We start from the raw sequence: 25,992 nt of genomic DNA, 5'->3' as shown, positions 1-25,992 counted from the left end.
GATGGAAATTCGCAAACTGGCTGTTTACGTGGAAACCGTAATCGCTGAGGCTGGGAAGCCTAATGCACAGGAGGTCACGCGCGTGGCGGCAGCGGGCGTGATAGCAAACCCTTTCTCCGGCACATTCCAAGAGGACCTGAGCCAGCTTTTCGATTTTGGTAGCTTGCTTGGGGAAAGGCTGGTGCAGGCCGCCCTGCCGCATCTTCCGCGTGCCGCAGTGTCTTACGGGAAGGCTGCCATCGTTGGCGTGTACGGCGATATCGAGCACGGTCACGCCATGTTGCACCCAAAGCTGGGAAAGGCCATGCGCGATCCTATTGGCGGCGGCGCTGCGCTGATCCCGTCATCGGCAAAGGTCGCCGCGGCTGGTACAGTATTGGATGTACCGCTCGGCCATAAGGATGATGCCTGGTCATTCGACCATTTTGATACAATCAGCCTGTCTGTTCCCGACAGCCCTCGGCCTGACGAAATCATGATGGTCATAGCGCTTTCCGATGGCAGCCGTATCAATCCGCGTGTTGGCAAGACGCGCGCTGCAATCTGAGGACACAATGACTCCTGACAGAGATCGTCTCGCACAAACGCTTATTGAACTTGTCCGAATTCGGAGTGTGAATCCATTTGATGAAGCCGCCAAGGAAGGTTTCCGCGAACAGGAAATGTCGGATGATTTGCTGTCCCGGTTTTGGACCTTGGGCATGGAAACAGGCTGGCGTCAGGTTGCACCCGGGCGACCCAATGTTTGGGGTCGATTGAAGGGAAACGGCGACGGGCCGACCATCATGCTTGCGGCTCACATGGATACGGTTGGAACGGAAGGTTATGAGGCGGCATTTGACGCAGAGCTTAAGGATGGCCGGATCACTGGCCGCGGGTCCTGCGATATGAAAGCCGCATTTGCGTGCTACCTCGAAGTCGTTCGTATGCTGCGCGAGAATGACATCACTTTGCCGGGCGATTTGATCATCGCGGGAATTGTTGATGAAGAACATTTGCTGACCGGCTCTGCCGAGATGGGTGAAAACGGACCCAGTGCGGATTTTGGGATCATAGGCGAGCCGTCGAAGCTGGCGATTTGTCCCACGCATAAAGGCCAGCTATGCGCAAAGATATATACCAGAGGTGTGGCCACGCATTCGTCGCGGCCCGAGAAAGGCGTCAACGCTGTCGAGCATATGGGCGCTGTCATTCAACACCTGTCGGGGTTAAACGCGGAGCTTCAAGAAAAAGGGCCATCTCATCCTTTGTGCGGTAGCGGTCGATTTTCGATGAACGTTATCCGTGGTGGAACCTTCGCCTCTGGCATTCCGGATCAGTGTGAAATGGAAGTGGATCGCCGCTTCCTGCCCGGTGAGGATATCGATGATATTCTGAATGATTACCGCACGCGTTTGGCCGAGCTGAGCAAGAGAATTCCAGATTTCCAGGCCGAAGTTTTCGGGCCAACACTGCTGGCGAGAGCCCTGGATGTGCCCTTGGATTCACCTCTCGTCGAGGCAATTTCGGGCGCAGCCAAGGCAACACTAAATACTGAACCGGAGATCACCGCGTTCCCTGGTGGCACCGACGCGCCGAACCTAGGTTTCCCTTGTGTGATCTGCGGCCCCGGGGATCTGGCACAGGCGCACAGTACGGATGAGTATGTTGAGCTGGAAGAAATGGTGCAGGCGACCGAAATTTACCTAAGAACAGTTTTGTCTTTGAACGGGTTTGAGAGCGCAAAGTGAACGGCCTTTTAATCCAAGAATGCTTTTAATCCGCCTCTCGCAGGTCCCGCGACTTTAGAAAAAAAATCTGACGGTGGACAAAAGTGAGGTGACACCGCGGATAGCTATTGGGAGCCTTCGTAAGTCAGGCACTGTTGCCAGATCGCTGGTTAACAGGACACCCACTGGACCAGCGGTCTGAATATACGTTGCAATCGATCTACACACTGCGGGGTTGTAGAAACAGCAAAACCAGTTGCAATTTATTGGGACAGCGTATGCTTCTCGCACTCACCCTTCTCAAACTGAAGACCCGCTAAATGGCCGAACTTACAAAAGAATGCGGTCGGGTGGGCGTCTCTGTAGTAGAAGTAGTTGGCTGCTGTGATGCTAGCCGCAATAACAAATACTCCAAGTAACTGCAGTCTCTTTTCCATCTTCAATTGCTGCGTCCTGCTGCAAACCTGAGGCACGAAAAATTTAGTCCAATGTCACGCATATCGGCTTGCCTCGAGCCCTTCGAACGAAATGTCGGGCTCGCGTTCAACAACCTGATCCGCGACAGCTCGGCTTGAGCCACAGGCCATTGTCCACCCAAGAGTTCCGTGACCAGTGTTCAAATAGAGGTTCTTGAGATTTGTACGCCCTAAAACAGGTGTTCCATCCGGAGTCATTGGACGAAGCCCGGTCCAGTTTTCGATCTTCGTCTGATCGCCCCCATGAGGGAAAAGGTCATTCACGACATAGAGCACCGCATCGGTCGCGTGTTTGCCGAGTTTCTTGTTGAACCCGATGATTTCGGCCTGACCGGCAACACGAATGCGGTCACCAAGCCGTGTTAGTGCGACCTTATAGGTCTCATCCATGATGGTGGATTGAGGCGCTGCGGCTGGGTCAATCACTGGCAGAGTTATGGAGTAGCCTTTCACCGGATAGATCGGCAGATGAATGCCCAGTTGCTTCAGCAAGACGGCGGAATAGGGGCCGAGACAGCATACAAACCGATCGCCCTCAAACGAGTCATTCTCGGTCAGAACGGATGAAATCTGATCGTTTCTGGTTTCAAAGCCCTTGATCGTTTCGTTGTACCGAAATTTGCCCCCCATTTTTTGGGCTTCGGCCGCAAGGGCTGCGGTGAATTTCCGGCAATCTCCGGTGCGGTCGGACGTTAGTTGCAGTCCACCAACAAATTTTTCTGCGACATTGGCCAAGCCTGGTTCAGCGGCAATGCAGGCATCGCGATCCAGAACCTCAAATGGGGAGGCAAATTCGCGAAGAACGTCCTGATCAACTTTCGACGCATCAAGCTGTTTTTCGGTCCGAAACAGTTGAAGTGTCCCGAGATTTCTTTGGTCGAAGTCAATTGGAACGTCTTTCAACAGACCCGCCAGTGCGTCCCTGCTGTAGCTCGAGATCCGGACCATGCGGCTTTTGTTGATGCGATAGGCTTCTTCGTTGCAGTTGCGTAGCATCTGCAATCCCCAGGACCACATGGCCGGGCTAAGCAAGGGCCAGATTGTCAAAGGACGGTGCCGCATGAGTAACCATTTCACAGCTTTCTTGGGAATTCCCGGCGCAGCCCAGGGAGAGGACATCCCGTATGAAAGCTCACCGGCATTTGCAAAGCTTGTCTCAAGCCCGGCTTCACGCTGTCGGTCTATGACGGTGATATCGACGCCGTGCTTTGCAAGATAATATGCTGTGGTGATGCCGATGACACCCGCTCCGAGAACGATGACTTTCATTCGCTTTAGCTTTCACTGACCCGAATAGGCTGAATTATTCTGCTTCGACAGCAGTGACGATCACTTCGACGCGTAGCTGCGGACGCGCAAGTTTGGCCTCACCGCAAGCCCGAGCGGGGGCGTGACCTTCGGGAACCCACGCATCCCATACGTCATTCATTTCATTGAAGTCGGTCATGTTGGCCAGCCAGACGATGGCTTGCAAGATATGCTTGCGGGACGAGCCGTAGTTTTCAAGAAGTGCGTCGACGCGGGACAGACAGTCTTTTGTCTGCTCGGCCACAGTGTCGCCGCTTCCGACCTGACCGCAGAGATACAGCACGCCGTTGTGCTTAACGACTTTGCCCATGCGTTGGCCGGTTTCAAAACGTTCAATCATTTTCTGTTCCGTAGCTTAGTGAGTGGCTTCTGGTTGCTGAGAGCGAAGGTCCTAGGACGGCAAGATCGTCGTTATTGGTACCTGCTTGCCCTGCATCGGATTGGTGTCGTGTCGTACCGTCTCCGAAACCGCAGATTGAAGCTTGACCGCGACGTAAATCCCGTTGCGATCGATACTTCGTCGATGGGCAAGTCAGTGAACTTCAGGAGGTGGTAAGCGCGTTCCAGGCGTATATTCAGGTAAACGGAGGTTGGCGTTTCGCCGAAGAACAATTGAAACTTGCGCTGAACTTGACGGGGTGATGCCTCCAAGGCCTGTGAAAGGCTTTCAATGTAAAGCGGTTCTTCCACGTTCTGTTTCATCATCGCGATGGCGCGGCAAAGGGTCGAATTTCCTTTCGCAAGTCGAAGGTAGTGGTTTTCGGCTTCCGAACGGTTCGCAGAGGACGAAAAAGTCAGACCAATGTGGCTCAGAATTTGTTGAGCAAGAAACTCACCACAGTCATCCGCGACCATTGATCCTATCATGTGCAGCGCTGCGAGTTCGCCAGTCGCGGAATGTACCTTACCATCGCGGTAGGCCGGTACATCTTCCGCAATTACCTGAATCGCCTCTTCATCTGCAGCTTCGGAAAATTTGGTGTGTATACAGAACCCGTAATTGCGAAAGAACGGCACCTGCGCCGCAAACAAAACTGCACCACCAACAAGCCCGATGCGATCCGCGCAGGGTAAGTGAGTTCTCAACAAGCGAGTGTCGATTTCACTAAGCGGCCAGAGTTTTCTTAGGCCGCCAAACAAAATGACGGTTCGCTTGGACAGGTTGGAACGCAAAGAAAACGCACTCTCGACGCTGCGAACCACTTCAATTCGGTACTTCGTTTCTGATGAAAACCTATTCGCCAGCTTCAGAAGTTCAAAACATGCTTTGACCGCGTACATTGAGTTGCAGTCCTGCACGACAAAGACCACGTCTTTTGTGCTGTTGCAGTGCTCTGCCCAAAAACCATTTGGATCGGCAAGAATTTTTGTCTGGTGCAACATATCGTACCTCGGATTGGTGATTGGGTCAGATTTTGATCCTGGGACAGCTCGAAGTGATTTTGGTTCTTGCTGAGCAAAAGATGCGTAGTTTGCTTGGGCAGCAGCCCACGCCCTGATCACAAATTTCCACGCCTGTGCGATGATCCTATGATCTAAATCGTCGCGCGTTTTTCAAAGGCGCGCAAAAAGTCGCCCCGTCGTATATGTTTCCACGACGGGGCAGGGAGTGTGGTCCGAAAGGAGACCACGCGGGAGTTCGTTACTCTGCGTAGGTCGGAAACGAGGAGCACAGTTCCGCAACGGTCGCCTTGCAGCGCGAGACGGTCGCGGCGGTGTCACCAGCGGCTTCTGCTTCGATCAGGTCCGCGATCATGTTGCCAAGTTCTTCGAACTCGGTTTCCTTCATGCCGCGAGTGGTGGCCGCGCTAACACCCAGCCGCAGACCGACCCATTCGGGTGGGCGCGGGCTATCGTTCGGAATGGCGTTCTTGTTTGCGGTGATATTGGCGTTTTCCAGAACGGCCTCGGCACGTTTGCCGGTGATGCCTTTCGGGCTCAGATCAACCAGCACCAAATGCGTATCGGTACCACCCGACACAATGCGCAATCCGCGGGCCTGAAGCGTTTCGGCAAGTTTGGTCGCGTTGGCCTTCACCTGTGCGCTGTAATCCTTGAAATCATCAGTCAGCGCTTCGGCCAGGCAAACAGCTTTGGCCGCAAGAACCTGACTGTGGATCGAGCCCTGAACACCTGGGAAAACAGCCGATTGCAGCTTTTTAAACCACTCTTCGTTGTTGGTGAGGATCAGGCCGCCGCGCGGGCCACGCAGCGTTTTTGTGGTTGTGCAGGTCACGATGTCAGCGTGCGGGAACGGCGAGGGATGTACGCCTGCCGCAACCAAACCGGCGATATGCGCCATGTCGACATGGAAATGCGCACCAACATTCTTTGCAATCTGACCCATGCGCTCAAAGTCAATTTCACGCGGATAAGCAGAACCGCCGGTGATCAGCAGCTTGGGCTGGATTTCTTTTGCCAGCGCCTCGAGTGCGTCATAGTCGATAACCTCGGACTCGGCATCGACACCATAGTGGTGTGGCTCAAACCAGCGTCCGGACAAGTTGGCTTTCAACCCGTGGCTCAGATGACCACCGGCGGCCAGATCCAGAGACAGAACCTTATCGCCGGGCTTGAGCAGCAAGAAAAAGACCGCCAGATTGGCCTGGCTGCCCGAATGCGGCTGTACGTTTGCATAATCGCAGCCGAACAGTTCCTTCGCGCGATCAATTGCGGCTTGTTCAATGACATCGACAAACTGACCGCCGCCGTGGAAGCGGTTGCCGGGATAACCCTCCAGTGTCTTGTTGGTCATCTCGTGACCAAGAACATCCAGAACCGCCCGGCTAACAATGTTCTCTGAAGCGATCAGTTCGATTTGATCTTGCTGACGCTGTTTTTCGTTGACAAGTGCTTCGGCGACAATGGGATCGGTCGCATCGATAGGGGTCGAAAAATGCTGCGACATTAGATTTCCTCCGACGGTTTTCGTTTGATTAAAAATCCGTAGTTTGTCTGGCCAAAGCAAATCAGTATTGCTATTTTTTTGGCGCAGAAAAACTAAGGCTAGACGAATGTCACTTTCCCCACGTCGCCCAAAGGGACCGCACCTGAATGCCTTGCGCGCATTTGAAGCCGCAGCTCGTTTGAAGAGTTTTGCAGCCGCTGCAGACGAGTTATCCGTTACTCCAGGGGCGATCACGCAGCACGTGAAATCTCTTGAAGCCTGGGCTGGCGCTCAGCTGTTTGTGCGAAGCGCGCGAGGCATAACGCTGACGCCTTTGGCAGAGAATCTCTTGCCCGGATTTAGCCAAGCGTTCGATCAACTTGGGGACGTCGTGCAAGAGTTACGGGCAGCTGCGCAGCCCATGAAAGTCAAAGTTGCGGCGCTACCTTCGGTGGCGCAACTTTGGTTGGCTCCTCGGCTCGGGAAGTTGCGTCTTGTCGCTCCGGAAATTTCCGTTTCGGTGGTTGCTCTCGAGTCTCCACCAAACCTGGCTCGGGAGCCATTTGATTTGACGCTCTTTTACAGCGGTGCAGCGTTGGGCAAAAACGAAATTCCGGTCTCGGAAGATATCATCTTTCCGGTATGTGCTCCGTCCGTTGCGGCACGTTTGCATTCAATCACGGATCTGTCGAATGAGACTCTTTTGATTGATGGATCTTGGACAGATGATTGGCAAAATTGGCTGAACAGTCAGCAAGGTGGCAACTTAGTAGTTCAATCAGGAACGACACATTCTCTTTTTTCCGTAGCCCTGGAGGAAGCCCGCCATGGCGGGGGTGTTTTGATGGCTCACGAACTACTCGTACGCGAACTTTTGGAAAGTGGAGCCCTCGTTCGCCCGTTTGAAGGTTCACTAAAGCTTCCTCGGAAGCTTGTCGCCAAGTACACATCGTCGTTTCGCAAGTCTCCAGCCTTTGACAAAGTGCAATCTCTCCTTCTGGACGATTTGCACTCGGGTACACCATAGCCATTGCTTGTATCGGCAGGAGCAACCGCCCAGTTTATTGAACAGCTGCCTTGTCTTTTTCTGCTTTTACCCAATCCCAGAATGTCCGTACATTTGGTTTGTTGAGGTTTTCTTCCGACGTTAGGACAAAGTAGCTTTTCGGAGCTTCTATCTCTTGCGCGAAGGGTTTTACCAAACGCCCGGAAGAAATCTCATTGCCCAGCAAACCTGTGTGGCCTATCGCGACTCCACCTCCGTCGATAGCAGTCTGGATCAATGCGGAATACAACGAAAACCCAAGAGAGTTCTTAAGCTCGGGACCTCCGACTTCTGTCAACCAATAACTCCAGTCCTCGTCCCAATACAGATCATACAGAGCTGGCACGCAGAGAAGATCATCAAGTGTCATTCCATTGGGGTATTCAAGCAGCAATTCGGGTGAGCAGACGGGCGTCAGCTTTTCGGACAGGAAGCGCATTGAAACCAGATCTTCAGGAGGCGTTTCACCATGCCAAATCATGATATCAAGGTTATTGACCTGAAGATCAGGCTCAATCAAATCAGCAAAGAGTTCGGCTTTTACGTCAGGGAAGTCGTTTAGAAATCTACGCACAAGTGGCAGGACCAGCCGTTCAGAAACAACATGCAAGGCTCCGATACGCATCGGTTGTGCTTCGTACTGAGCTTTGAATATTTGCGTCTTTCGTTTGAAATCGCCGAGCAACGTCTGAGCAATTTCAAGATATTTTTTCCCAGCTTCGTTGAGCTCAACGCCGCGAGAATGTCGACGGAACATTTCAACGCCCAAACCTTGCTCCAGATTCTTGACCTGATGCGCTATCGCCGCTGACGTAAGGTTCAACTCGTCCGCCGCCTTCTTGAAGCTGTTTAGGCGCGCAGCAGCCTCAAAAGCACGCAAAGAATAGATCGGAGGCAAGCTGGGCATACACTCTTCTTCCAAATTGCAAGGAGCTAAGTTCCGTCAGAACTACTGCCATCTGAGTATTTGTCAGACTTCGGCAATGGAACTGCACTCTTAGTTGAAATGCCAGCTTGAGGATAAATTTTCTTTTGTCAATATTCAGTGAGGCTGCGTGCTTCATGGCGGAATTGGTGTTCTCGTCAGGTGCTATCCCGGTTAAAATAGACATGATTGTTGAGTTTACGTTCTTCTTTGAATTTTCCTGAAAATTAACGTTATCTCTGGATAGGCCAAGAAATATTTGGTCAAGACCAAATTCTTCCAGTTTGTCAGAGCGGGCTCGAGGTCGGACAAATTATGCACTGTCGGACCTCCTGCATGTGGTGGGTGGTTGAGACAACCGAACTTGGGAGGAGTTATGAACTTCAATCATTTTTCTAAGCTTGCTGTAGCAACCGTGTTTGCCACAGGAACGATGCTGTCGGCCGTCGGCTCAGCGCAAGCGGACGAGCGATTCACCTTGGCACATCCGATGCCGCCTGAGCACATCTTCCATCCGACTTCCGAGAAGTTCATGGAAGCACTGGGGGACGGGTACGAGGTCGAGTATCACCCAGGTGGGGACCTCGGCGACTGGACCTCTCTGTTCGAGCAGTCCATGCAGGGCGCAGTTCCGATGACCATGACCTTCGCGGCGACCGAATTTGATCCGCGCCTGAACATCTTTGCGGCTGGCTATATCGTCGACAGCTGGGAGCAAGCTCGTGAACTTTATGGTCCCGGTGGCGCACTTATTCCGGTTTACGACGAAATCCTGGCTGACCTGGATATGAAACTCGTCGGCGTGCTGCCGGTCGACTTTGGGGGCTACGCGATCCGCAAAGGTGTGGGTGAAGTGCCGCTGAACCTGCCGGAAGAAGGCAATGGTATCAAAGTTCGTGTGCCTGGTCTGGAAATCGCCATCAAACGCTATGAACTGCTGGGTTTCAGCCCGGTTCCGATGCCGTTCTCCGAACTGTATACCGCACTGCAGCTGGGCACCGTGGACGGCCGTACCTTTGGTCCACCGCCGGAAATCTGGCAAATGCGCGACGTGTTGGAAGCATACGTCTATAGCAAGGACTATTTCGAGCACGCCTATTGGCTGGTCAACAAAAGCTGGTGGGATGGTTTGTCTGACGACGACCGCGGTGAAATCCAAGGCGCGGTAGACACCGCCGTTGGATGGGCCTGGCACGAGGCCCAGAACATCAGTGACAAAACGCTGGAAGACATTCGTGGCGCAGGAATTGATGTCGTAGAGTTCTCACCTGAGCAACTCGAAGCCGTGAAAAAGATTGTCTACGAGCAGGAATGGCCTTTCCTCGAAGAAATCGTAGGCCCGGAGACAACCGCAGCCCTGAAGTCTGCGGCCGGCATCAACTAGCGATGCCTCCTCCCGACTGCCCGGCAAATTGCCGGGCAGTTTCTTTTCATAACAATCCATGTAACGGGGGGAACAAATGACACCCGAAACCACGGGAATAACCGCGTTTGAACGGGGGTTCTTGTTGATCCTCAAATCAGCAATGATCTTCTTTGCGCTTTCACTTGCCATACTGATGTTTGTCACCGTGATCATGCGCTACGGAATGTCCAACCCGTTCTTGGCGATCGAAGAAGCCTCTATTTTGCTGGGTATTTGGCTGTACTTTGTGAGCGCCAGTTACGTTACGGGCACGCGCGCGCATATCTGCGGCGGCGCATTGCATCTGGTCGTTAAGAACGAAAAAAAGAAAAACTATGTGCGCCTGATGACGTCGCTGATCTGCCTAGGCGTAACGTTGGTCGCGCTGTACTACGCCTCTCAATACGGCTGGTTCACATTCGAACGAGGACGAAAAAGCACTTACCTGCAGTGGCCACGATCAATCTGGGTCGCAAGCATGGTTTTTGGTTTTGCCGTAATGGCGCTGTTTTTCCTGCTTCAAACCATGCGCGATGCCATGAAAATCCGAGATTTTAACGAACAAAACGTGATGGGAGAATCCTGATGCTCGCGGTTTCTGTCGCACTCATACTGATTGTCGTTCTGCTGATGCTGGAGGTCCCGGTTGCGTTTGTTTTCGGGCTGGCATCGTTGGTAATTGTTCTGATCACCGGGCGAGACATCGCCTTCCTCATTCCCTACGCGTACCAACAGGAAAGCAGCTTTGCACTGCTGGCTTTGCCGCTCTTCGTGATTGCAGGCTCGTTGATGGGGGCCAGTGGCATTTCGGATCAATTGGTTCGGTTTGTGAACTCGTTTGTTGGCTCCATCAAAGGTGGGCTTGGTGCTGTCACCATCGTAACCTGTGCCTTGTTTGGCGCAATTGCCGGCAGCGGGTCTTCTGCGATTGCGGCCATCGGGTCGATGATGATCCCACGTATGGTCGAGGCGGGGTATCCGCGCTCATACGCCATTTCGCTTGTCGCCTGTTCCTCAGTTCTGGCCATTCTTATCCCTCCGAGCGTTGCGATGATCCTGTTCGCGATTACGAGCGGGCTATCGGTCGCCGCCTGTTTCCTGTCCACCATCATCCCCGGTGTGCTGATCATGGCGATCTATGTGATCATGAATGGATTTCAGGCACGCGGGTTCAAAGATCTTGAGGTCGAGCCCAAGGTTTCACTTCCGCAGCGCGCCGGAAAGATCTTCCGCGCAACCAAAGGTGCATTTTGGGCCTTGCTGATGCCGGGGATCATGCTGGGGGGGATCTATGGTGGGATTTTCACACCAACCGAAGCAGCCGCTGTTGCCCTGATCTACACGCTCCCTGCCGGGTTCATAATCTACAAGGGCCTGAATATTCGCACGACTACGGATGCGCTTGTCGAAGGCTCGCGCAACACTGGGGCCATCATGATGATGCTGTTTTTCCTGTTCATCATGAGCCGCGCAATGGTGCAGGAGAACATCCCGAAAGATATCGCGGACTTCATGCTTTCGATCTCGGACAACAAGATGGTCATTCTGTTGATGATCAACCTGTTGCTGTTGATGTTGGGCATGTTGGTTGACGATACGGCTGGTGCTGTTTTGGCGGCGATTGTTCTACTGCCTGTGACCAATGAGATTGGTATTCATCCGATCCACTTTGCGGCCATTGTCGGCACCAACCTGGGTCTGGGTAACGTCACGCCACCTTGCGCTCCACTCCTCTTTATGTCCGGGGCGATAGGGGGGCAGACAATTGACCAATATATCAAACCCACGCTGAAATTTATGCTGATTGGCCACCTGCCTGTGGTGCTGCTTGTGACTTACATTCCCGACATCGCGCTGTACCTGCCGCGCACCTTGATGGGGATACTGTAATCAGCGAGGCCCCGCGCAGACAGGCGCGGGGCCTTCTTATACGAAATCGACTGCGTAAAGGGGCAAGTCATGCCGCTCAAAGATATTCTCGTTGCATACAGCAATGGCAGCACATCGAAGACCGTACTCAACTTTGGTTTGTCGCTGGCTGATCAGGCCGGCGCAAAGATCACGGCAATTCACGTGACGCCGCCGGTTATGGAAGAAAACCAGATCCTGTCCTGGATGCCCGAGCAGCTTATGAAACAGGTACAGCGTGCCAATGAAGAGGCACCGATCAAAGCCAAAGAGGCACTCGACCTGCAGATCGGGACATTCAGAACTGTCAATTGGCGTGTAGAATCGGGGGACATTTCAGACAAGCTTGCCTCTCATTCCCGCCTGCATGATCTTTTGATTGTTGGCAAATACTCTGAGACAACCGAGGAATCCGGCACCCATGTTCGTTCGGAGCATGTCGTAACACGGTCAGGGCGACCGCTTATTGTCGTTCCACAGACGTGGAATTCGGAAGGGCCACTCAAAAAAGTGGTTGTCGCCTGGGATGGTGGCCTGACCGCGACACGAGCTCTTTGTGATCTGCTGCATCTGCTGCCGTTCATCGAACATTTAGATGTGGTGAGCGTGACCCAGGCAAGCGAAAACGCATCTCCCTTGAAAGAGCTGAAAGAGCATCTTTCGCAACACTGCCAAAACTTCAGTATTACCGCTTTGAAACCCCAAGGGACGACCGCCAGCCAAATATTGAAGTACTGCCGCGAAACGCAGACCGACATCCTGGCGGTCGGTAGCCGTGGAACCGCACGTTTGCGCAGTGGGCTGGTGCACGGTGGAACTGGGCGTACAATCCTTGATCGGTCTGAAATTCCGGTATTGGTTTCTCACTAGGCGTTTCAACCGTTCCGCCACGGAAGGGCGCTTCACCATGTAGGTGGGCATGGTAGTGAACAGTTTCACTGTTGCGATCTACCAGTGCCCGCCTTTCAATTAGTGCCCGAAAGCACGACAAATGATTGTTCGTTTGCGCCGAATGCCGTGGGACTTTGGGAAACAGGGCTACAGACGCACCATCTGCGCATGGCTCAGCCAGAGAAGATCAGACAAGTCAATGCTCGTACTTCGAGCGATGAATCACGCCGAAAAGCGGATATTAATGGGTTCCGAACCTAGTTTTCAAACGCCGCATCAAAACCCCAGATTTGTCGCAGATAACCTAAAGTCGTTTCAGACGCCTTTTTGTTCAAAGGCACACCATTGCGCACGGAGTGATTTAGCCTGAGGTGACGATCGCCCATCAAGTCCACGTCAACAATCTGAATATCGGGATCGTGTTCCGAAACGTCGAAACTGTGCGCCAGGGTGTCGCGCACCTGATGATAGCCGCGCTCGTCATGAATTGCGTCGACTGTGTAGAAAGGTTTCCCCTCGTCATCGGTCAGCGAAAACATGCGGAAACGGCGCATGACATTGGGGCTGAGGAACTGCTGAACGAAACTCTCGTCGCGATAGTTGGCCCATGCATCCTTCAATATTTCCCGCCACGCGCCGCTGCCCGCTATGTCCGGAAACCATTCCCGGTCCTCCTCGGTCGGGTCGGTGCAGATGCGCTGAATATCCTGCATCATCGCGAAACCCAGCGCATAAGGGTTGATCCCCATCGCATTCGGAGCGTCAAAATCGGGCTGCGTCAGCACGTTGGTATGGCTGTGCAAGATTTCGAGCATTGCGCCGTCCGTCAGAAGACCGGCGCTGTGCAACTGATTGGTGATGTAATAGTGGACGAAGCAGGCGCACCCTTCGTTCATCACTTTGGTCTGGCGCTGCGGGTAGAAATACTGCGCGATGTTGCGGACGATACGCAGAACTTCACGCTGCCAGGATTCCAGAACCGGGCTGTGACGTTCAACGAAATAGAGCAGATTTTCTTCCGGCAGCCCCATTTCGCGCTTTCGTTTTTGTGCCTCTTCATCGGTTTTGGATGATTGCGTGGGATGATCGAATGCATCCCACAGGTAATGTACTGCCCGCTCTTCTTCGATGCGCCGCTCACGCTGCCGGGTCCTCTCATCCACGAGCGACGAGTGGGGTGGACGCCGGTGCCGGAAAACGCTCGAGGGCATGAGCGCGTGGGCCGCGTCGAGTAAATGTTCAACCTCACGTTCACCGTGCTGTTCTTCGCATTGGGCAATAAAACCGCGCGCGTAGTCGAGGTAATCGAGAATACCCTGCGCATCACTCCACTGGCGAAACAGGTGATTATTCTTGAAGAAATGATTGTGCCCGAAGGCCGCATGGGCAATCACAAGAACCTGAAGCGCCATCGTGTTGTCTTCGAGACAGTACGAGATACAGGGATCGGAATTGATCACGATCTCATAGGCAAGACCGTTTGCGCCTTTGCTATAGGCTTTTTCTTCGTGAACGAACCGCTTCCCAAAAGACCAGTGGCGATACATGAGCGGCATCCCGGTCGACGAATAGGCGTCCAGCATTTGTTGATACGAGATGATTTCGATTTGGTTCGGATAGACGTCAAGTTCGAGTTCGTCGATCGCCACACGCTCAATCGCGTCATAGCTGCGGTGGATGGTATCAAAATCCCACTCTGCACTTTCAAACAGCGGTCGCTTGTCATTGGCCCAATCAGCCATTGGAAACTCCGTTCGTCTTGCGCGCAAACAGTTCGTGAAGGACCGGGTAGATGTCACTGGCGCGCGCGATCCGTTTCATGGCGAAATTCGGCCAGGCCTCTGCGACCTGCCGATACGAACGCCACAATTCCATGCCGTTATCTTCGCTGTTCATCAAGTTGGCTTCGGTCTCGTCGACGATTTCCGTGTAGGCGAAGTATTGGCAATACTTCATCAGTTCACTGTCCAGCAGGTCGGCGCACAGTTGCGAATCTCCACTGAAATTCTCACCATCTGACGCTTGTGCGGCATAAATATTCCACGATGAGGGCGGATAGCGGGCATCGATAATCTTTTTCATCTCGTTGAGTGCACTGCTCACCACCGTACCGCCGGTTTGGCGAGAGTGAAAAAAGGTATCCTCATCGACTTCCGCCGCGACCTGGGTGTGGCGGATAAAGACAAGTTCGATCTTGTCGTAGCGTTGCTTGAGGAAAAGATGCAGCAGGACGAAGAACTGCTTGGCAAGGCTCTTCTCGCGCTCGCCCATCGAGGCCGAAACGTCCATCAGACAGAACATCACCGCATTCGAGGCCGGCTCGGGACGCATCTCGAAATACTTGTAACGCACATCCAAGGGGTCAATGTAGGGAACGATCTGACGACGCCGTAGCAACTTGTCGAGCTCTTCGCGCAGCAACTTCGTTTCCGCTTTTTGCGCCGCATCTGGCTTTTCAAGTGCCTCCAGTTCTTCAACCTGGTCGGTAAGAGCCTGTATCGCGGCGTTTGTTGGGCGCCGCATTGCAAGCCGCCGACCGAACGCATTGCGCATCGTTCGCGAAACACTGAGATTGGCAGGCGTTCCCGCGGCGGTGTAGCCCATCCGATGCGGCTTGGAGACGGTAACCTCTTTCAGGCTGAGCTTGACCATGTCTGGCAGCTCAAGATCCTCGAAGAACATGGAAAGAAACTCGTCCCGTGACAGAACGAACATGAACTCGTCCTCGCCCTCCCCATCGGGCGCACCCTCACGTCCACCTTGCCCGGCCTGACCGGACGGAGGTTTCTTGAGCCGGTCCCCCGCCTTGAACTTTTTATTTCCGGTCAGAACCTGGTGTCTGGTTCCACCTTTGATGTCATGCTGAAAATGCGGTTCCCCGATCCCGTCTGACGGTACCGAGATGTTTTCCTGCTGGCCGACATCGGCGATCTTCCGGTTCCGGACACTTTCGTCAACCGCCTCTTTGACGGCAGAGCGAACCCGGCGCAGAAATCGCCTGCGGTTCCCAAGATTTTTATCTTTGGGGTTTAGCCTTCGGTCGATGAAATGGGCCATTTGAGCATAGACTCCTCATCCTGCCTTGTTGACCCGCATGTACCATTCAACCAAGCGCCTGACCTGTCGGCGCGTGTAGCCGCGACCGATCATGCGATCGATGAACTCGTTATGCTTGGCTTCAGTTTCCTTATCCCGCTTGGCACCAAAACTGATGACCGGCAGCAGATCCTGAATTTGACCGAACATGCGCTTTTCGATGACCCTTCTCAGCTTTTCATATTTGCGCCAGTCAGGGTTACGACCGCGGTTGTTGGCCCGCGCGCGCAGCACGAATTTGACCACTTCGTTCCGGAAATCCTTGGGGTTTGAAATTCCGGCCGGTTTTTCAATCTTTTCAAGCTCCTGTTCCAGAACGCTGCGGTTGAGGATCTGGCCGGTATCCGGATCCTTGAAGTCCTGATCTTCGATCCAGGCATCAGCAAACGCGATGTATCTGTCGAAAAGGTTCTGACCAAAGTCGGAATAGGATTCCAGATAAGCTTTCTGGATCTCATTACCGATGAATTCCGCGTAGCGTGGCGAAAGATCGTCCTTCATAAAAGACAGGTACCGGCCTTCAACCTCGTCGGGGAATTGTTCGCGTTTCACTGCCTGCTCAAGAACATAGAGCAGATGAACCGGATCAGCGCCGACTTCTTCGGTGTCGTGGTTGAAGGTCTCGGACAGCACCTTGAACGCAAAGCGCGTAGATGTGCCCGTCATCCCTTCGTCCACCCCGGCCGCATCCCGGTATTCCTGTACTGACCGCGCCTTGGGATCGGTATCCTTCAGGGTTTCCCCGTCATAGACGCGGAGCTTGGAGAATGTCGGCGAGTTTTCATGTTCTTTCAACCGTGTCAGAACGCTGAACTGGCTCAGGATGGACAGCGTCTCCGGTGCACATGGGGATTCGCCCAGACTGCTTTCCTCAAGCAACTTCTCGTAAATCCGGGTTTCATCCGAGGCACGTAGGCAATAAGGAACCTTGACCAGACTGATCCGATCCAGGAAGGCCTCGTTGTTCTTGTTGTTTTTGAACTGCTGCCATTCCGCTTCGTTCGAATGCGCTACGATGACACCCTGGAAGGGGAAGGCACCGATGTTCTCTGTGCCCGCGTAAGACCCCTCCTGCGTGGCGGTCAGCAGGGGATGCAGCACCTTGATCGGTGCCTTGAACATCTCGACGAATTCCATCAACCCCTGCGTGGTGCGGTTCAGAGCACCGGAATAGGAGTAAGCGTCCGGGTCGTTCTGGCTGAATTCCTCCAGCTTGCGTATGTCGAGCTTACCGACAAGCGAAGAAATGTCCTGGTTGTTTTCATCGCCCGGTTCAGTCTTCGCAACGCAAATCTGGCGCAGTTTCGACGGGTAGAGTTTGACAACCGAGAACCTTGAAATATCGCCGTCGAACTCTTGTAAACGCTTGACGGCCCAAGGTGAAATTAACCCGTTCAACAGCCGTTTGGGGATGTTGTACTTGTTCTCCAGCAAATCTCCCATCCGCGCGCGGTCAAAGAGGCCAAGCGGCGATTCAAAGATTGGACTGATCTCGTCACCTGCCCGCAGCACATAGATCGGCTGCCGCTCCATCAGGTTTTTGAGGATCTCGGCTAGCGTTGACTTGCCTCCGCCGACCGGACCCAGCAGATAGAGGATTTGCTTGCGTTCCTCGAGACCCTGGCTGGCGTGGCGGAAAAAGCCAACGATACGCTCGATGGTTTCCTCGACACCATATATGTCCTGGAAGGGTTCGTATCGCTTGATTGTTCGATTAAGAAATATGCGACTGAGCCGAGCCTCCTGGCTGGTATCGATAAGCTCTGGCTCGCCAATCGCGGCGACCATCCGCTCGGCTGCGGTAGCCCGCATAGTCGGGTCTTCACGACATTCCAGCAAGTAGTCCTGCAATGTCATTTCGATGAGCTTTGTCCGCCCATACTCTTCTGCAAACTGCTCGAAAATCTCCATCTCAATAATTCCTCTAGGTTTCGTACTCCTTCGTCCCAGCGCGCTAAGTTCATCCTAGTGTACCACAAATTTGGTCCGTAATTGTTTAATTTCTAATCACAATTTGTTTCCCGTCCGTTGCTCTGTTGAAATTAGTATTCTTTAAAGCCTGCAAAACCCGCCACTACGCGGCCTTTTTTGCGGCTTTGAGTGTGTCGACGTTCTACTCTCGATTTGGGTTTGCCCCGACCGATAGGCAGACGCCATATCCAGGCCTCCTGACAGTCCGGAAAACATGGATTGCACGTGAGTTGGCTGTAGACTCAGTCGAGACACATAGCGGTCAAAAGACTGCGATCAAACCGCTCATGCACTCGCATTGGGGGTACACATCAAAGTACGGAAGACACCATATTTTATCTGTAACTCAAGCAATAACCAGACATTCGCTTTAGCAAGTTGAGTGTCTGGTTTGTGCGCGATGTGCGCGTTCAACAGCCGCAAAACGTTGCACATGCGGCGAATGTTCAAAATACGGGCTGCGACCGCAGTAATCAAACGATCTATTCAAGATCGGCTTTGGGTCGTGATACGACCTGCAGAGCTCAGCTGTTGAACCAGATCGGAGCGTCGCGTTCGGACCAAGTTCTGTACTTACTCGTCACCCGCGAACAGCCTTCACTGTCAAGGAATTGATCCAGCCACGCCACTAAATTCGGCCACTCCTGTGTATCAAATCACGCGCAATCTATGTTCGCGAACTGACGAACAAAAGGTAGAAGCGCCAGATCGGCAAGGGTAGGGCGGCATTCAACAATTTGGCGAGACTTGTTGCTGTCTTCAGTTGAGACTTCTGCTTCAGCTCCACCGACCGCTGCGCAAATGGTGGCTGCGCCGAGCGCTGGCGCGGTCGCCTGTTGGGGGGCGTCCGAACTTCTATCGGTAAGCCGCAGAGAACTTTGATGCGCTGGAATAACCGCAGGCGGCGAGAGAAGCTTGCGTGCTGGCAGAGCGTTTCTATACTCAGGGGTGTTTCGATGTTGTCCCGCATCAGTGCAACCGCCGTCTGCAAGGCCATCGGAAGCGATTGCTGTAATTGCTGTTCGCCCAGCGGATCCTGTTGTTTGTTGCTGTCCGGCAGCCCGCCGTGCAGCACGGTGGGGCTACCTCATCCGCGATGCATTGACCCGAAATTGAATCCAAAAGGTCGAGCGCTAGGTCAATAGTCGCCAACCCGCCCGAGCTGGTCAAAAAATTGCCATTGGCTGTATAGCCTGCGGCGGTGACCTGCACTTTGGCGAACCTCTCGGCAAAGGGTGTCAAATAGTCGTAATGAACGGTCGCCTGCTTACCGTCCAGGAGCCCAAGGCCGCCGAGGATTAAGCCGCCTGAACGGATGCTGGCCAATCGGGTGCCACGCGACAGCCACCGGGTCAGCAGCGGACGGGGCCGGTCAGCAGGGTAATGGTGTGGCACCCCTCCGTCCAAAGTGACAATGGGGTCATCGCCGGAAAAGCCCCAGAGCGGCAGAAATCAAAGGATTTGCCCATGGATCGATTCAAGAACTAAGGTCCGAGCTCCAGTCGGAACAGAACATTGAGCTTGATCGGCTATTGCTACGATTCCCGGCAAAGTGGTTTTGAAAACAGGGCGGAAAGTGTGAATTCGCTGCTTCGCAGCGGGGACTTACTGAAACCGCCAAAGCGGACCTTCGACACCGGGATATCTGGTCGGTCCTGTTCCGGGGCAGTTCTTCAGGAACGACCGACACTCAGCGAGAGTTTCAAGCGCCCGCTATTTTTCACTTCCCTAAGTCAGCGCCAAGCCAAGTTGACTGCGTTACATGTATTGCGAACAATCGACAATTTAACAGCATGTCTTTGGCTTCTGAGGAAAGGGTGTTTTCACATGAACTATCGTTCGGTTGTTCATGCCCGCACTTAGACTAAGGTAGCATTGATGAAATCACCATCAATCAGCTATATACGATATCGATTTCCTCCTCAGATCATCGCTTACGAGGTGTGCGATCTGGTTGCTTACAAGATAGTTCACGTCGATTTTGTCGTTGTCGGTGCACTTGACCTTTAGAATTTCGTCGGCGTCGGTTCCCAGCATAGGCGGGACCATCAACAGGCTCGGCACGATACCCAGCGGACGGCCCTTTTGACGGGCATATCTCGTGTCCTTCGTCGTCTGTGAAAAGGGCAAGCCAACGGTCAGGATCAGAATTCGATCCAGACCTTGCCGCGCTCGATGTCGCGAAGGACGCCAGCCTTTGACCGCGCCCCGTCACCATCGGTCTTGATGACCGTTTCACCATCGATCAGATAACTATCTGTACCAATGTCAGCGTCGGCGGAGTCGTTGAACTGGAAGGTTTCGCGACGGACATTAACCTTTGCGTCCCCCATCAACAACTCACTCACTTGACCCAATAATCATTTCACCGACCAATGGCGCATCATACACACTGCGCCCGCTGACATTTGCGAAAACTAAAGAGTTTCCAGTTCCCAGGGGGCATGCCGCTAACTTCATCGCCTCGCTTGCGAGTTGAACATTTTGATAAACGGCACCAACCTCTTTGAGGACCAATGAATACGCCAATGCACCGTAGGCGGTGCGGGTGGTCGCCATGTCAGCAGATAGAAGAAGCAAAATTTGCGTGTGCGAAACACAGTTGGCTGACGCGGCGGCGTCTTTCAAAAACCTCTTGAGAGCAGGATTGAATTTGCTAACCCTTGTGAGGCCGTGACGTTTGCAATCATAGGCATAAAGCCCTGGCACCAAACCGTCGCAATGATTAACAACAAGAAACGCAGTCAATGGGTGTATACCACCACCACTGGGATAGGAGCGGCGACCATTCTCTTGGTAGAAGCATCGGAAAAGCAATTCGTTAAGCTGCGCAAGACTGATCGGAGTGCGACCTTGATCACGGCGACTTCTTCGACGGCGGGAAACCAGCATATGCGGCGGGTCGTTTGCAATAATATCCGCGATATCGGGATGCGGCAGCGCAATGTCCGGAACATGTTTGTCTGGGTGTTCAGAAACATTCGATTTCCCCGTTTTTCCGAGGTTATTTCTTGCGAAACCGAGGCGTGTTTGGCTGTGAAAAAGCGCTTCATGCACAGGCGGTTTAGGTTCCGCAGTGCCTTCCAGCAAATCGCACCACGCAAAGAGCTGCATCAAAGCCTCGAAAGCATGGGGTTCAAGACCCGGCACGCAATTTTGGGCCTGCGCCGCCTCAGCGCCTTCGGACAGCTTGAAAAGCAATGGGCCAAGCTGGGGGTCCAACAGATCCACGGTCGCCCAACTTCCCGGAGCCAGCGCTCTGAGCCCTTTTTGTTGGGGCTGCAAAAGTGTCTGTTGAGAAAGCCGAATAGTCGCATTCGGTTCGAATTTCGGAAGAGCGCTAACGGGGGCGCGTTGTGGCGCACAAACAGCGATAGGCTTAGCGTTCTGCATGACGAAACGACAGAGAAAGCCGCGCTGATCCAGACGCAACAAGAACGACGCACAGTTAACCTCTGCATCTGGACTTGGGCCGAGGCAAGCCGTCAGTTCCTCCTCACTCAAACAGCCTTGGGCGAGTTTCTTGGCAAGCGATATATGGGCATCATCGGTAACAGATATCGATTCAGTAGCGCTGTGCAATTTCGCAACTTCGTATGTCTCGTCGAGCATGACGTCAGGAGCCAACCCATATGCCCAAATATTTGGCTGGTTCATCACGAAAACCCTTGCAGGACGTTGAATTGACTTTGCCGCCCGGACCGGTCGGCACCCAACATGCGCGGCTCAATGCGAAGTTTTTTCACCGCAGCCCGTTCGACTTTCTTAGTCAGCTGGCGGATACGTATGGAAGCGTTTCGAGCTTTGATCTGGGCACCGGACCGATCATATTTGTAAATGATGCTGACCTTGCCCGGAACCTTTTTCGCTTCCACGAAGCAGATCTGCGCAAGCCTGATTTTTTGCGGGCCTCGAACACCGGGTATTGGTGCGACGGGCTGACAACGCTGGACGATCCTGAAATCTGGCGCCAGCGCCGCCAAATCTTGCTGCCACTCTTTCGTGCTGTGTTGCGTGAACCTCGACTTTTTCTGACGGGAGAACTCACGGAGTCGATCACTGCCCATTGGGCAAACAGAGAACCGATTGATCTTGCACATGAGGTTCGGTTGTTGACTGCCCGCATCGCGTTGCGCACAGTTTTGGATGCCGATCTTGAGGGTTGGGGAACTGCTCAGGAGCGCAGTGCCCTTGTGCCTTACCTTGAGGGCTATGGAGAGGACTTCACTGCGACCGCGGGCGGTACCGAAGGAGCGGTGCAAATGACGCGCCCTCGGGCACCCAGAAACATGGATGGGGTCCTGGCCATCATCCACGCTCGTTTTGAGGAATTTGTTGATCGAGGTGACGTTCTCTCGGCCTTGGTGAGGGCGCATCACATGGCTCCAGACGTTCTTTCCAAACAAGACGTCGTGGGGGAAATTGTTCAGATGCTTTTTGCGGGCCATCTAACTATGCCATTCGCTTTGACGCAGTTCTGGACCGACATTGCCGACTATGATCTGGACTGGCAACTGGTCGATGAGGCAGCACCCCTTGATGATTCCGAACGTTTCAGTAATGCGGCGCTTGGCACAAGCCGAACAATGGCGATTTTGCGAGAGTCGATGCGCATGACGCCCCCGGCACCAATTCTTTATCGTGAAGTGGCGCGCGGCTTTCGGATGGGTGACTACCAACTGGCTGAAGGGCAGGGAGTTTGGGTCTGCCCGGGTCTGCTGCATCGAGATCCTCGCTACTTTTCGCAGCCTTCTGAGTTTCAACCTGACCGCTTTGCCGCGGGTCGAATTCCGCCGCTTTCGGCCAAAGCGTATATGCCTTTCGGGGCCGGTCCAAGAGTTTGTATTGCAGCTGCTCAATCCTTGTCACAAATGGTAGTCATCATCCAAACAATAGCGCGCAGCTTTAGGTTGGAACCCGTTTCAGGAACACCCAATAGGTTCGAAGTCCGACGTCGGCCTGCCGCCCGAAACCAAACAAGTCCGTAATGTATGTGCTTTATTTGGGTTAACTCTTAGCAGAAAGGTCTCGTCACAACTTGATCGTGTCTTTTGCTTGTGTGACAAGGTTAACAAAAAGCAGCAAATCGTTACAAATGTGCAGACGGCAATCAACCAACGGAGGAAAATTCGATGACAGCACCGACGAATGAAGACTGGGGCAAAATGCATGCAAAAGCCTGGAAAGATCCGGAATTTCGGACGCTGCTCGAGCAAGACCCAACAGCCGCAGTAAAGGCATATGGCGAAGAAATCGGCAAGACTTTTTCAAAGATCGTGAATGTCGGAGACAAACCCGACGACGTGCACGATGATGATCTCCACGAGCATGATACTGCTGTTGCACCACCAGCCTGCTGCTGAAGGCAAGCGCTCTTATGTATGACAGTGCCATTGCGGCACCACGGTTCAAATCCAGCATCAAGGCAATCGTAGTTCCCGAAGAAGGCTTGTACTTGTTCAACGAGCAAGGTCACGACTGCCTGAAGTCTACTATTTTTTCCGATCTGGCACCTTTTCTGGACGGAAAGCAGTTGGTCGAGGATATCTTCGACCAACTGTGTCAGAGCTATGCTAGCGCCGACATTCTCTCTGCTCTGGACCTGCTCAAAAAGCGTGGATTTCTAGCCGAAGACAGTTCGGTGATGCCGCGCGACCAGCAGGCCTTTTGGGAGTTGGCGGGGGTGAACCCTGTTGAAGCGGCAGAGCGTGTGAAAAACACGCCGGTAGATGTTGTCTGCATCGGCCGAAATGGCGACAGTCTGCGCGTGCTTCTCGAAAAAAACGGGGTGCGCGTTGTTGATCGCGGCGAGCTGAGCGTTGTTGTAACCAATAACTATCTTGCCGCTGAATTGGACGCGTTGAACAAGCGGTTTGTTGCAGAAGGTCGGCCGTGGATATTGGTCAACCCAGGCGGTATTCAAAGCTGGCTAGGCCCTGCATTTCTTCCCGGTGAAACAGCGTGCTGGGAATGCCTTGCACATCGTCTGAGATGGCACCGCCGCGTCGAAACCCATATCGGCACACTTTCAGGTTTGACCGGCACCCGGCTCGCCCCAGAAGCCAATAATGACACTTCGCAGACCGCAGCCCTGGCAGAACTCGCTACTGAGTTGACACGTTGGATCGGTGTCGGCGGCCCGTCGGTGTTGGCTAACCGAGTAATCAGCACGGAACATCTGTCGATGGAACGGCAGGAGCACATTCTAACACGCCGGCCGCAATGCCCGGTATGCGGTGACAATTCCACCATGCTCGAAACACCACCTAAACCAAATCTAGAGCCGCGACCCAAAGTTCGTGGCTCGGATGGTGGGCATCGGTCCTGCCACACCAATGATGTGCAGGCTATTCTGGACCGAAATGTAAGCCCGATCACCGGTATTGTTGGCTCACTCGACCCGGGTGCTCGGGGTGGTTTTTCCGGCCAAGGGTCTTGGATCACGCCAACCTATTCCGCCGATCACAACTTTTCTGACGTGCATGACACCCGGTTTTTCCTGCGCGAAGGACTTCGGCGGCGATCAGGCGGAAAAGGTCGCAGCCCAGAGCAGGCTCGTATCAGTGCGGTGGCTGAATCCCTGGAACGCTACTGTGGCGTTTTTGACGGCACCGAGCCTCGGCGCCTTGCCCCGCTCAAGGACCTAGAAGCACCGGTCATTTTACCGAACGAATGCCAGGGCTACAGCGCTCAACAATATGCGGATCGTGCTGCGCTTAATTGCAAAGACCACAAAGCATACTGGGTGCCGGAGCCATTTGACCGGGAAGCCGAAATCGAATGGACACCGCTTTGGTCGCTGAGTGATGACACCATGCGATACCTGCCGACATCAATGTGCTATTTCGGCTATCAAGGCACCGGCTCCACCTATGGACGTGCGGATTCCAACGGCTGCGCCGCTGGCGGCACACTGGAAGAAGCTATTCTGCAGGGTTTGCTGGAGCTGATTGAAAGAGATGCGGTCGCGATTTGGTGGTACAACCGGCTAATCCGCCCTGGTGTCGATATAGCAAGTTCCAGCGACACATATGGGCGCGATTTATCGTTGCATTACAAGAAACTAAACAGAAGCCTGCGGGTGATAGACGTAACAAGCGACATTGGCATACCTACCTTTGCGGCCATTTCGGGCAGAATAGACAAGTCTGAAGAAGACATTATTTACGGGTTTGGCTGTCATCTCGATCCCGAGGTGGCTCTGTCGCGGGCACTTACGGAAATTAATCAATCTCTGGAAGCCGTTCCAAAAACAGGCGGTACGGCCGTCGACACGACTCATCTTGGCAGTTCCGAAGCGATAAGTTGGTGGCGAACAACACGCCTTTCCAAAGCCGATTATCTTGTGCCCGACACCAGGCAACCGATGCTAAAGCTGGATGAAAGCGAAAGTCTGGCAAGTGGCGACATTCTCTCGGATATCGAAGCCTGCGTATCGCGCTTAAAAGACAATGGCATTGATGTCTTTGTTCTCGACCAGACTCGGCCAGATGTGAATTTTCCAGTGGTGCGCGTTGTGGCTCCGGGCTTGCGCCATTTCTGGGCCCGGTTTGGCCCAGGGCGCCTTTATGACGTACCCGTGCGTCAGGGATGGCTTTCTACGCCAACCCGTGAGCAAGACCTGAACCCCCACGTGATACAATTTTGACTCATTGAGTGAGGAACCCCCAGATGACTAGCAGCTATTTCGACTATGCCCGTCCATTCGACATCATGATTGGAATGTGGACTGGTCATTCAATCGTTTATGACAACAAGGGGAAGTACCTCTACACCGGACCCAGTATCCTAACGATCGATTGGAAAGAAACCGGGAAAGTAATGCACTACAGGCAGGAAGACCTTGGAAGCCTGGACGAACTGATACAAGAGCACGAACATGGTAAGGCGCTTAAAGATCTGTTTGTGCTGCGTGAGTTTGAACTGCAAGTCGACGGCAAGTCCTGCGAGTCGATCACCGGTGACATCAAAGTCCACGGTGTCGAGAGTTCCCCCGGAACCTACCTGTTTCATTTGAACTTCCCGACCGGGGACTACTACAACAATCAGTATTTCCTCAATCCCAATCAGCGCCGGATAATCGGTCCATTCGTTCCCCGCGATGCAGAAGGAAGGACAGACGGTTTCCAATTTGTCGTCTCGCAAACCTTTGAGCGAATTTCCTACGACGTCCCCGAAAACGCGTTCTGACCCCCGTGCAAATGCCAGCCGTTCCACAGCCAGCTAAGCCACGAATGAAAGGCGCCCAAGCGCTTGTCATTGGTGGGGGTATTGCGGGACTGCTTTGTGCAAACATGCTAAAGGACCGTTTTGTCAAAGTTACGGTTCTGGAACGGTCAAATTACGTGGAACCTTCGGATGGCGCACCCGC

General features: G+C 53.5%; 23 protein-coding genes and 1 pseudogene. 12 read left to right on the top strand and 12 right to left on the bottom strand.

From position 1 onward, the window contains the following. The first annotated feature begins 1 nt into the window (after position 1). Positions 2 to 547 (top strand): amino acid synthesis family protein, encoded by a 546-nt coding sequence (locus GOX63_RS08320; protein ID WP_174826730.1) that lies wholly within the window; start codon positions 2 to 4, stop codon positions 545 to 547. Between the two features lie 7 nt (positions 548 to 554). Then, positions 555 to 1,730 carry a M20 family metallopeptidase gene (locus GOX63_RS08315; protein WP_170545477.1) on the top strand — a complete coding sequence of 392 codons (1,176 nt, stop codon included), beginning with the start codon at positions 555 to 557 and terminating at the stop codon, positions 1,728 to 1,730. A gap of 470 nt (positions 1,731 to 2,200) precedes the next feature. Here the strand turns inward: GOX63_RS08315 and GOX63_RS08310 are convergent, their stop codons facing one another. The 4 genes from GOX63_RS08310 to glyA all read right to left on the bottom strand — a co-directional run bounded on the left by GOX63_RS08310 (position 2,201) and on the right by glyA (position 6,401). Further along, on the bottom strand, positions 2,201 to 3,454 hold the full coding sequence (locus GOX63_RS08310) for a D-amino acid dehydrogenase (protein ID WP_170545474.1): 1,254 nt from the start codon (positions 3,452 to 3,454) through the stop codon (positions 2,201 to 2,203). 34 nt (positions 3,455 to 3,488) lie between these two features. After that, on the bottom strand, positions 3,489 to 3,833 hold the full coding sequence (locus tag GOX63_RS08305) for a RidA family protein (protein ID WP_170545471.1): 345 nt from the start codon (positions 3,831 to 3,833) through the stop codon (positions 3,489 to 3,491). Positions 3,834 to 3,904: 71 nt separating this feature from the next. Further along, a complete protein-coding gene (locus GOX63_RS08300) occupies positions 3,905 to 4,876 on the bottom strand; it encodes a helix-turn-helix domain-containing protein (RefSeq protein WP_170327504.1) in 972 nt (323 codons plus the stop codon). 259 nt (positions 4,877 to 5,135) lie between these two features. After that, positions 5,136 to 6,401 (bottom strand): serine hydroxymethyltransferase, encoded by a 1,266-nt coding sequence (glyA, locus tag GOX63_RS08295; RefSeq protein WP_170327503.1) that lies wholly within the window; start codon positions 6,399 to 6,401, stop codon positions 5,136 to 5,138. Positions 6,402 to 6,507: 106 nt separating this feature from the next. Here glyA and GOX63_RS08290 point away from each other — a divergent pair, with 106 nt between their 5' ends. Next, complete coding sequence (locus GOX63_RS08290; protein ID WP_170327502.1) at positions 6,508 to 7,407, top strand: LysR family transcriptional regulator; 900 nt, start codon at positions 6,508 to 6,510, stop codon at positions 7,405 to 7,407. A 34-nt stretch (positions 7,408 to 7,441) separates the two neighbouring features. Here the strand turns inward: GOX63_RS08290 and GOX63_RS08285 are convergent, their stop codons facing one another. Continuing rightward, positions 7,442 to 8,332, bottom strand: coding sequence for a LysR substrate-binding domain-containing protein (locus tag GOX63_RS08285; protein WP_170327501.1), 891 nt, complete (start codon positions 8,330 to 8,332; stop codon positions 7,442 to 7,444). Between the two features lie 394 nt (positions 8,333 to 8,726). Here GOX63_RS08285 and dctP point away from each other — a divergent pair, with 394 nt between their 5' ends. The 4 genes from dctP to GOX63_RS08265 all read left to right on the top strand — a co-directional run bounded on the left by dctP (position 8,727) and on the right by GOX63_RS08265 (position 12,533). After that, positions 8,727 to 9,734: a TRAP transporter substrate-binding protein DctP gene (dctP, locus tag GOX63_RS08280; RefSeq protein WP_170327500.1), complete on the top strand. Its 1,008-nt coding sequence runs from the start codon at positions 8,727 to 8,729 to the stop codon at positions 9,732 to 9,734. 76 nt (positions 9,735 to 9,810) lie between these two features. Further along, a complete protein-coding gene (locus GOX63_RS08275; RefSeq protein WP_170327499.1) occupies positions 9,811 to 10,341 on the top strand; it encodes a TRAP transporter small permease in 531 nt (176 codons plus the stop codon). Continuing rightward, on the top strand, positions 10,341 to 11,645 hold the full coding sequence (locus tag GOX63_RS08270) for a TRAP transporter large permease (protein WP_170327498.1): 1,305 nt from the start codon (positions 10,341 to 10,343) through the stop codon (positions 11,643 to 11,645). The genes GOX63_RS08275 and GOX63_RS08270 overlap by 1 nt, the downstream gene beginning before the upstream one ends. Positions 11,646 to 11,714: 69 nt before the next feature. Further along, on the top strand, positions 11,715 to 12,533 hold the full coding sequence (locus GOX63_RS08265; protein ID WP_170327497.1) for a universal stress protein: 819 nt from the start codon (positions 11,715 to 11,717) through the stop codon (positions 12,531 to 12,533). 278 nt (positions 12,534 to 12,811) lie between these two features. Here the strand turns inward: GOX63_RS08265 and GOX63_RS08260 are convergent, their stop codons facing one another. From GOX63_RS08260 to GOX63_RS08230, 7 genes are all read right to left on the bottom strand, one after another. Next, positions 12,812 to 14,296: a SpoVR family protein gene (locus GOX63_RS08260; protein WP_170545468.1), complete on the bottom strand. Its 1,485-nt coding sequence runs from the start codon at positions 14,294 to 14,296 to the stop codon at positions 12,812 to 12,814. Beyond that, the gene (locus GOX63_RS08255; RefSeq protein ID WP_170327495.1) at positions 14,289 to 15,611 is read right to left on the bottom strand and encodes a YeaH/YhbH family protein; all 1,323 of its coding nucleotides are present in this window, start codon (positions 15,609 to 15,611) and stop codon (positions 14,289 to 14,291) included. Before GOX63_RS08255 ends, GOX63_RS08260 begins: the two co-directional genes overlap by 8 nt. 15 nt (positions 15,612 to 15,626) lie before the next feature. Beyond that, the gene (locus GOX63_RS08250; protein WP_170545465.1) at positions 15,627 to 17,561 is read right to left on the bottom strand and encodes a PrkA family serine protein kinase; all 1,935 of its coding nucleotides are present in this window, start codon (positions 17,559 to 17,561) and stop codon (positions 15,627 to 15,629) included. 727 nt (positions 17,562 to 18,288) lie between these two features. Beyond that, positions 18,289 to 18,696: a hypothetical protein gene (locus GOX63_RS08245; protein ID WP_170327493.1), complete on the bottom strand. Its 408-nt coding sequence runs from the start codon at positions 18,694 to 18,696 to the stop codon at positions 18,289 to 18,291. An 815-nt stretch (positions 18,697 to 19,511) separates the two neighbouring features. After that, positions 19,512 to 19,751 carry a Mu-like prophage major head subunit gpT family protein gene (locus tag GOX63_RS24095; protein ID WP_170327492.1) on the bottom strand — a complete coding sequence of 80 codons (240 nt, stop codon included), beginning with the start codon at positions 19,749 to 19,751 and terminating at the stop codon, positions 19,512 to 19,514. A 14-nt stretch (positions 19,752 to 19,765) separates the two neighbouring features. Next, positions 19,766 to 19,954 carry a hypothetical protein gene (locus GOX63_RS08235; RefSeq protein WP_170327491.1) on the bottom strand — a complete coding sequence of 63 codons (189 nt, stop codon included), beginning with the start codon at positions 19,952 to 19,954 and terminating at the stop codon, positions 19,766 to 19,768. Between the two features lie 7 nt (positions 19,955 to 19,961). Then, the gene (locus GOX63_RS08230; RefSeq protein WP_170327490.1) at positions 19,962 to 21,278 is read right to left on the bottom strand and encodes a SagB family peptide dehydrogenase; all 1,317 of its coding nucleotides are present in this window, start codon (positions 21,276 to 21,278) and stop codon (positions 19,962 to 19,964) included. Here GOX63_RS08230 and GOX63_RS08225 point away from each other — a divergent pair. The 5 genes and pseudogenes from GOX63_RS08225 to GOX63_RS24090 form a co-directional block, all read left to right on the top strand. Then, positions 21,254 to 22,609, top strand: a complete 1,356-nt coding sequence (locus tag GOX63_RS08225) for a cytochrome P450 (protein ID WP_170327489.1) — start codon at positions 21,254 to 21,256, stop codon at positions 22,607 to 22,609. The two genes, GOX63_RS08230 and GOX63_RS08225, sit on opposite strands and share 25 nt — an antisense overlap. 144 nt (positions 22,610 to 22,753) lie before the next feature. Beyond that, complete coding sequence (locus GOX63_RS08220) at positions 22,754 to 22,984, top strand: hypothetical protein (protein ID WP_170518819.1); 231 nt, start codon at positions 22,754 to 22,756, stop codon at positions 22,982 to 22,984. A 14-nt stretch (positions 22,985 to 22,998) separates the two neighbouring features. After that, positions 22,999 to 25,269 (top strand): TOMM precursor leader peptide-binding protein, encoded by a 2,271-nt coding sequence (locus tag GOX63_RS08215; RefSeq protein ID WP_170545462.1) that lies wholly within the window; start codon positions 22,999 to 23,001, stop codon positions 25,267 to 25,269. Between the two features lie 23 nt (positions 25,270 to 25,292). Beyond that, positions 25,293 to 25,811 (top strand): hypothetical protein, encoded by a 519-nt coding sequence (locus tag GOX63_RS08210; RefSeq protein WP_170545460.1) that lies wholly within the window; start codon positions 25,293 to 25,295, stop codon positions 25,809 to 25,811. An 11-nt stretch (positions 25,812 to 25,822) separates the two neighbouring features. Beyond that, a pseudogene (locus GOX63_RS24090) lies at positions 25,823 to 25,954 on the top strand (NAD(P)-binding protein); the annotation flags it as partial. Positions 25,955 to 25,992: the final 38 nt, after the last annotated feature.

The sequence above is a fragment of the Ruegeria arenilitoris genome (genome assembly GCF_013031355.1).
GTDB classification, from domain to species: Bacteria; Pseudomonadota; Alphaproteobacteria; order Rhodobacterales; family Rhodobacteraceae; genus Ruegeria; species Ruegeria arenilitoris_C.
The sequence above is the reverse complement of the archived record's forward strand: the minus strand, read 5'-3'. Positions and strand labels throughout refer to the sequence as shown.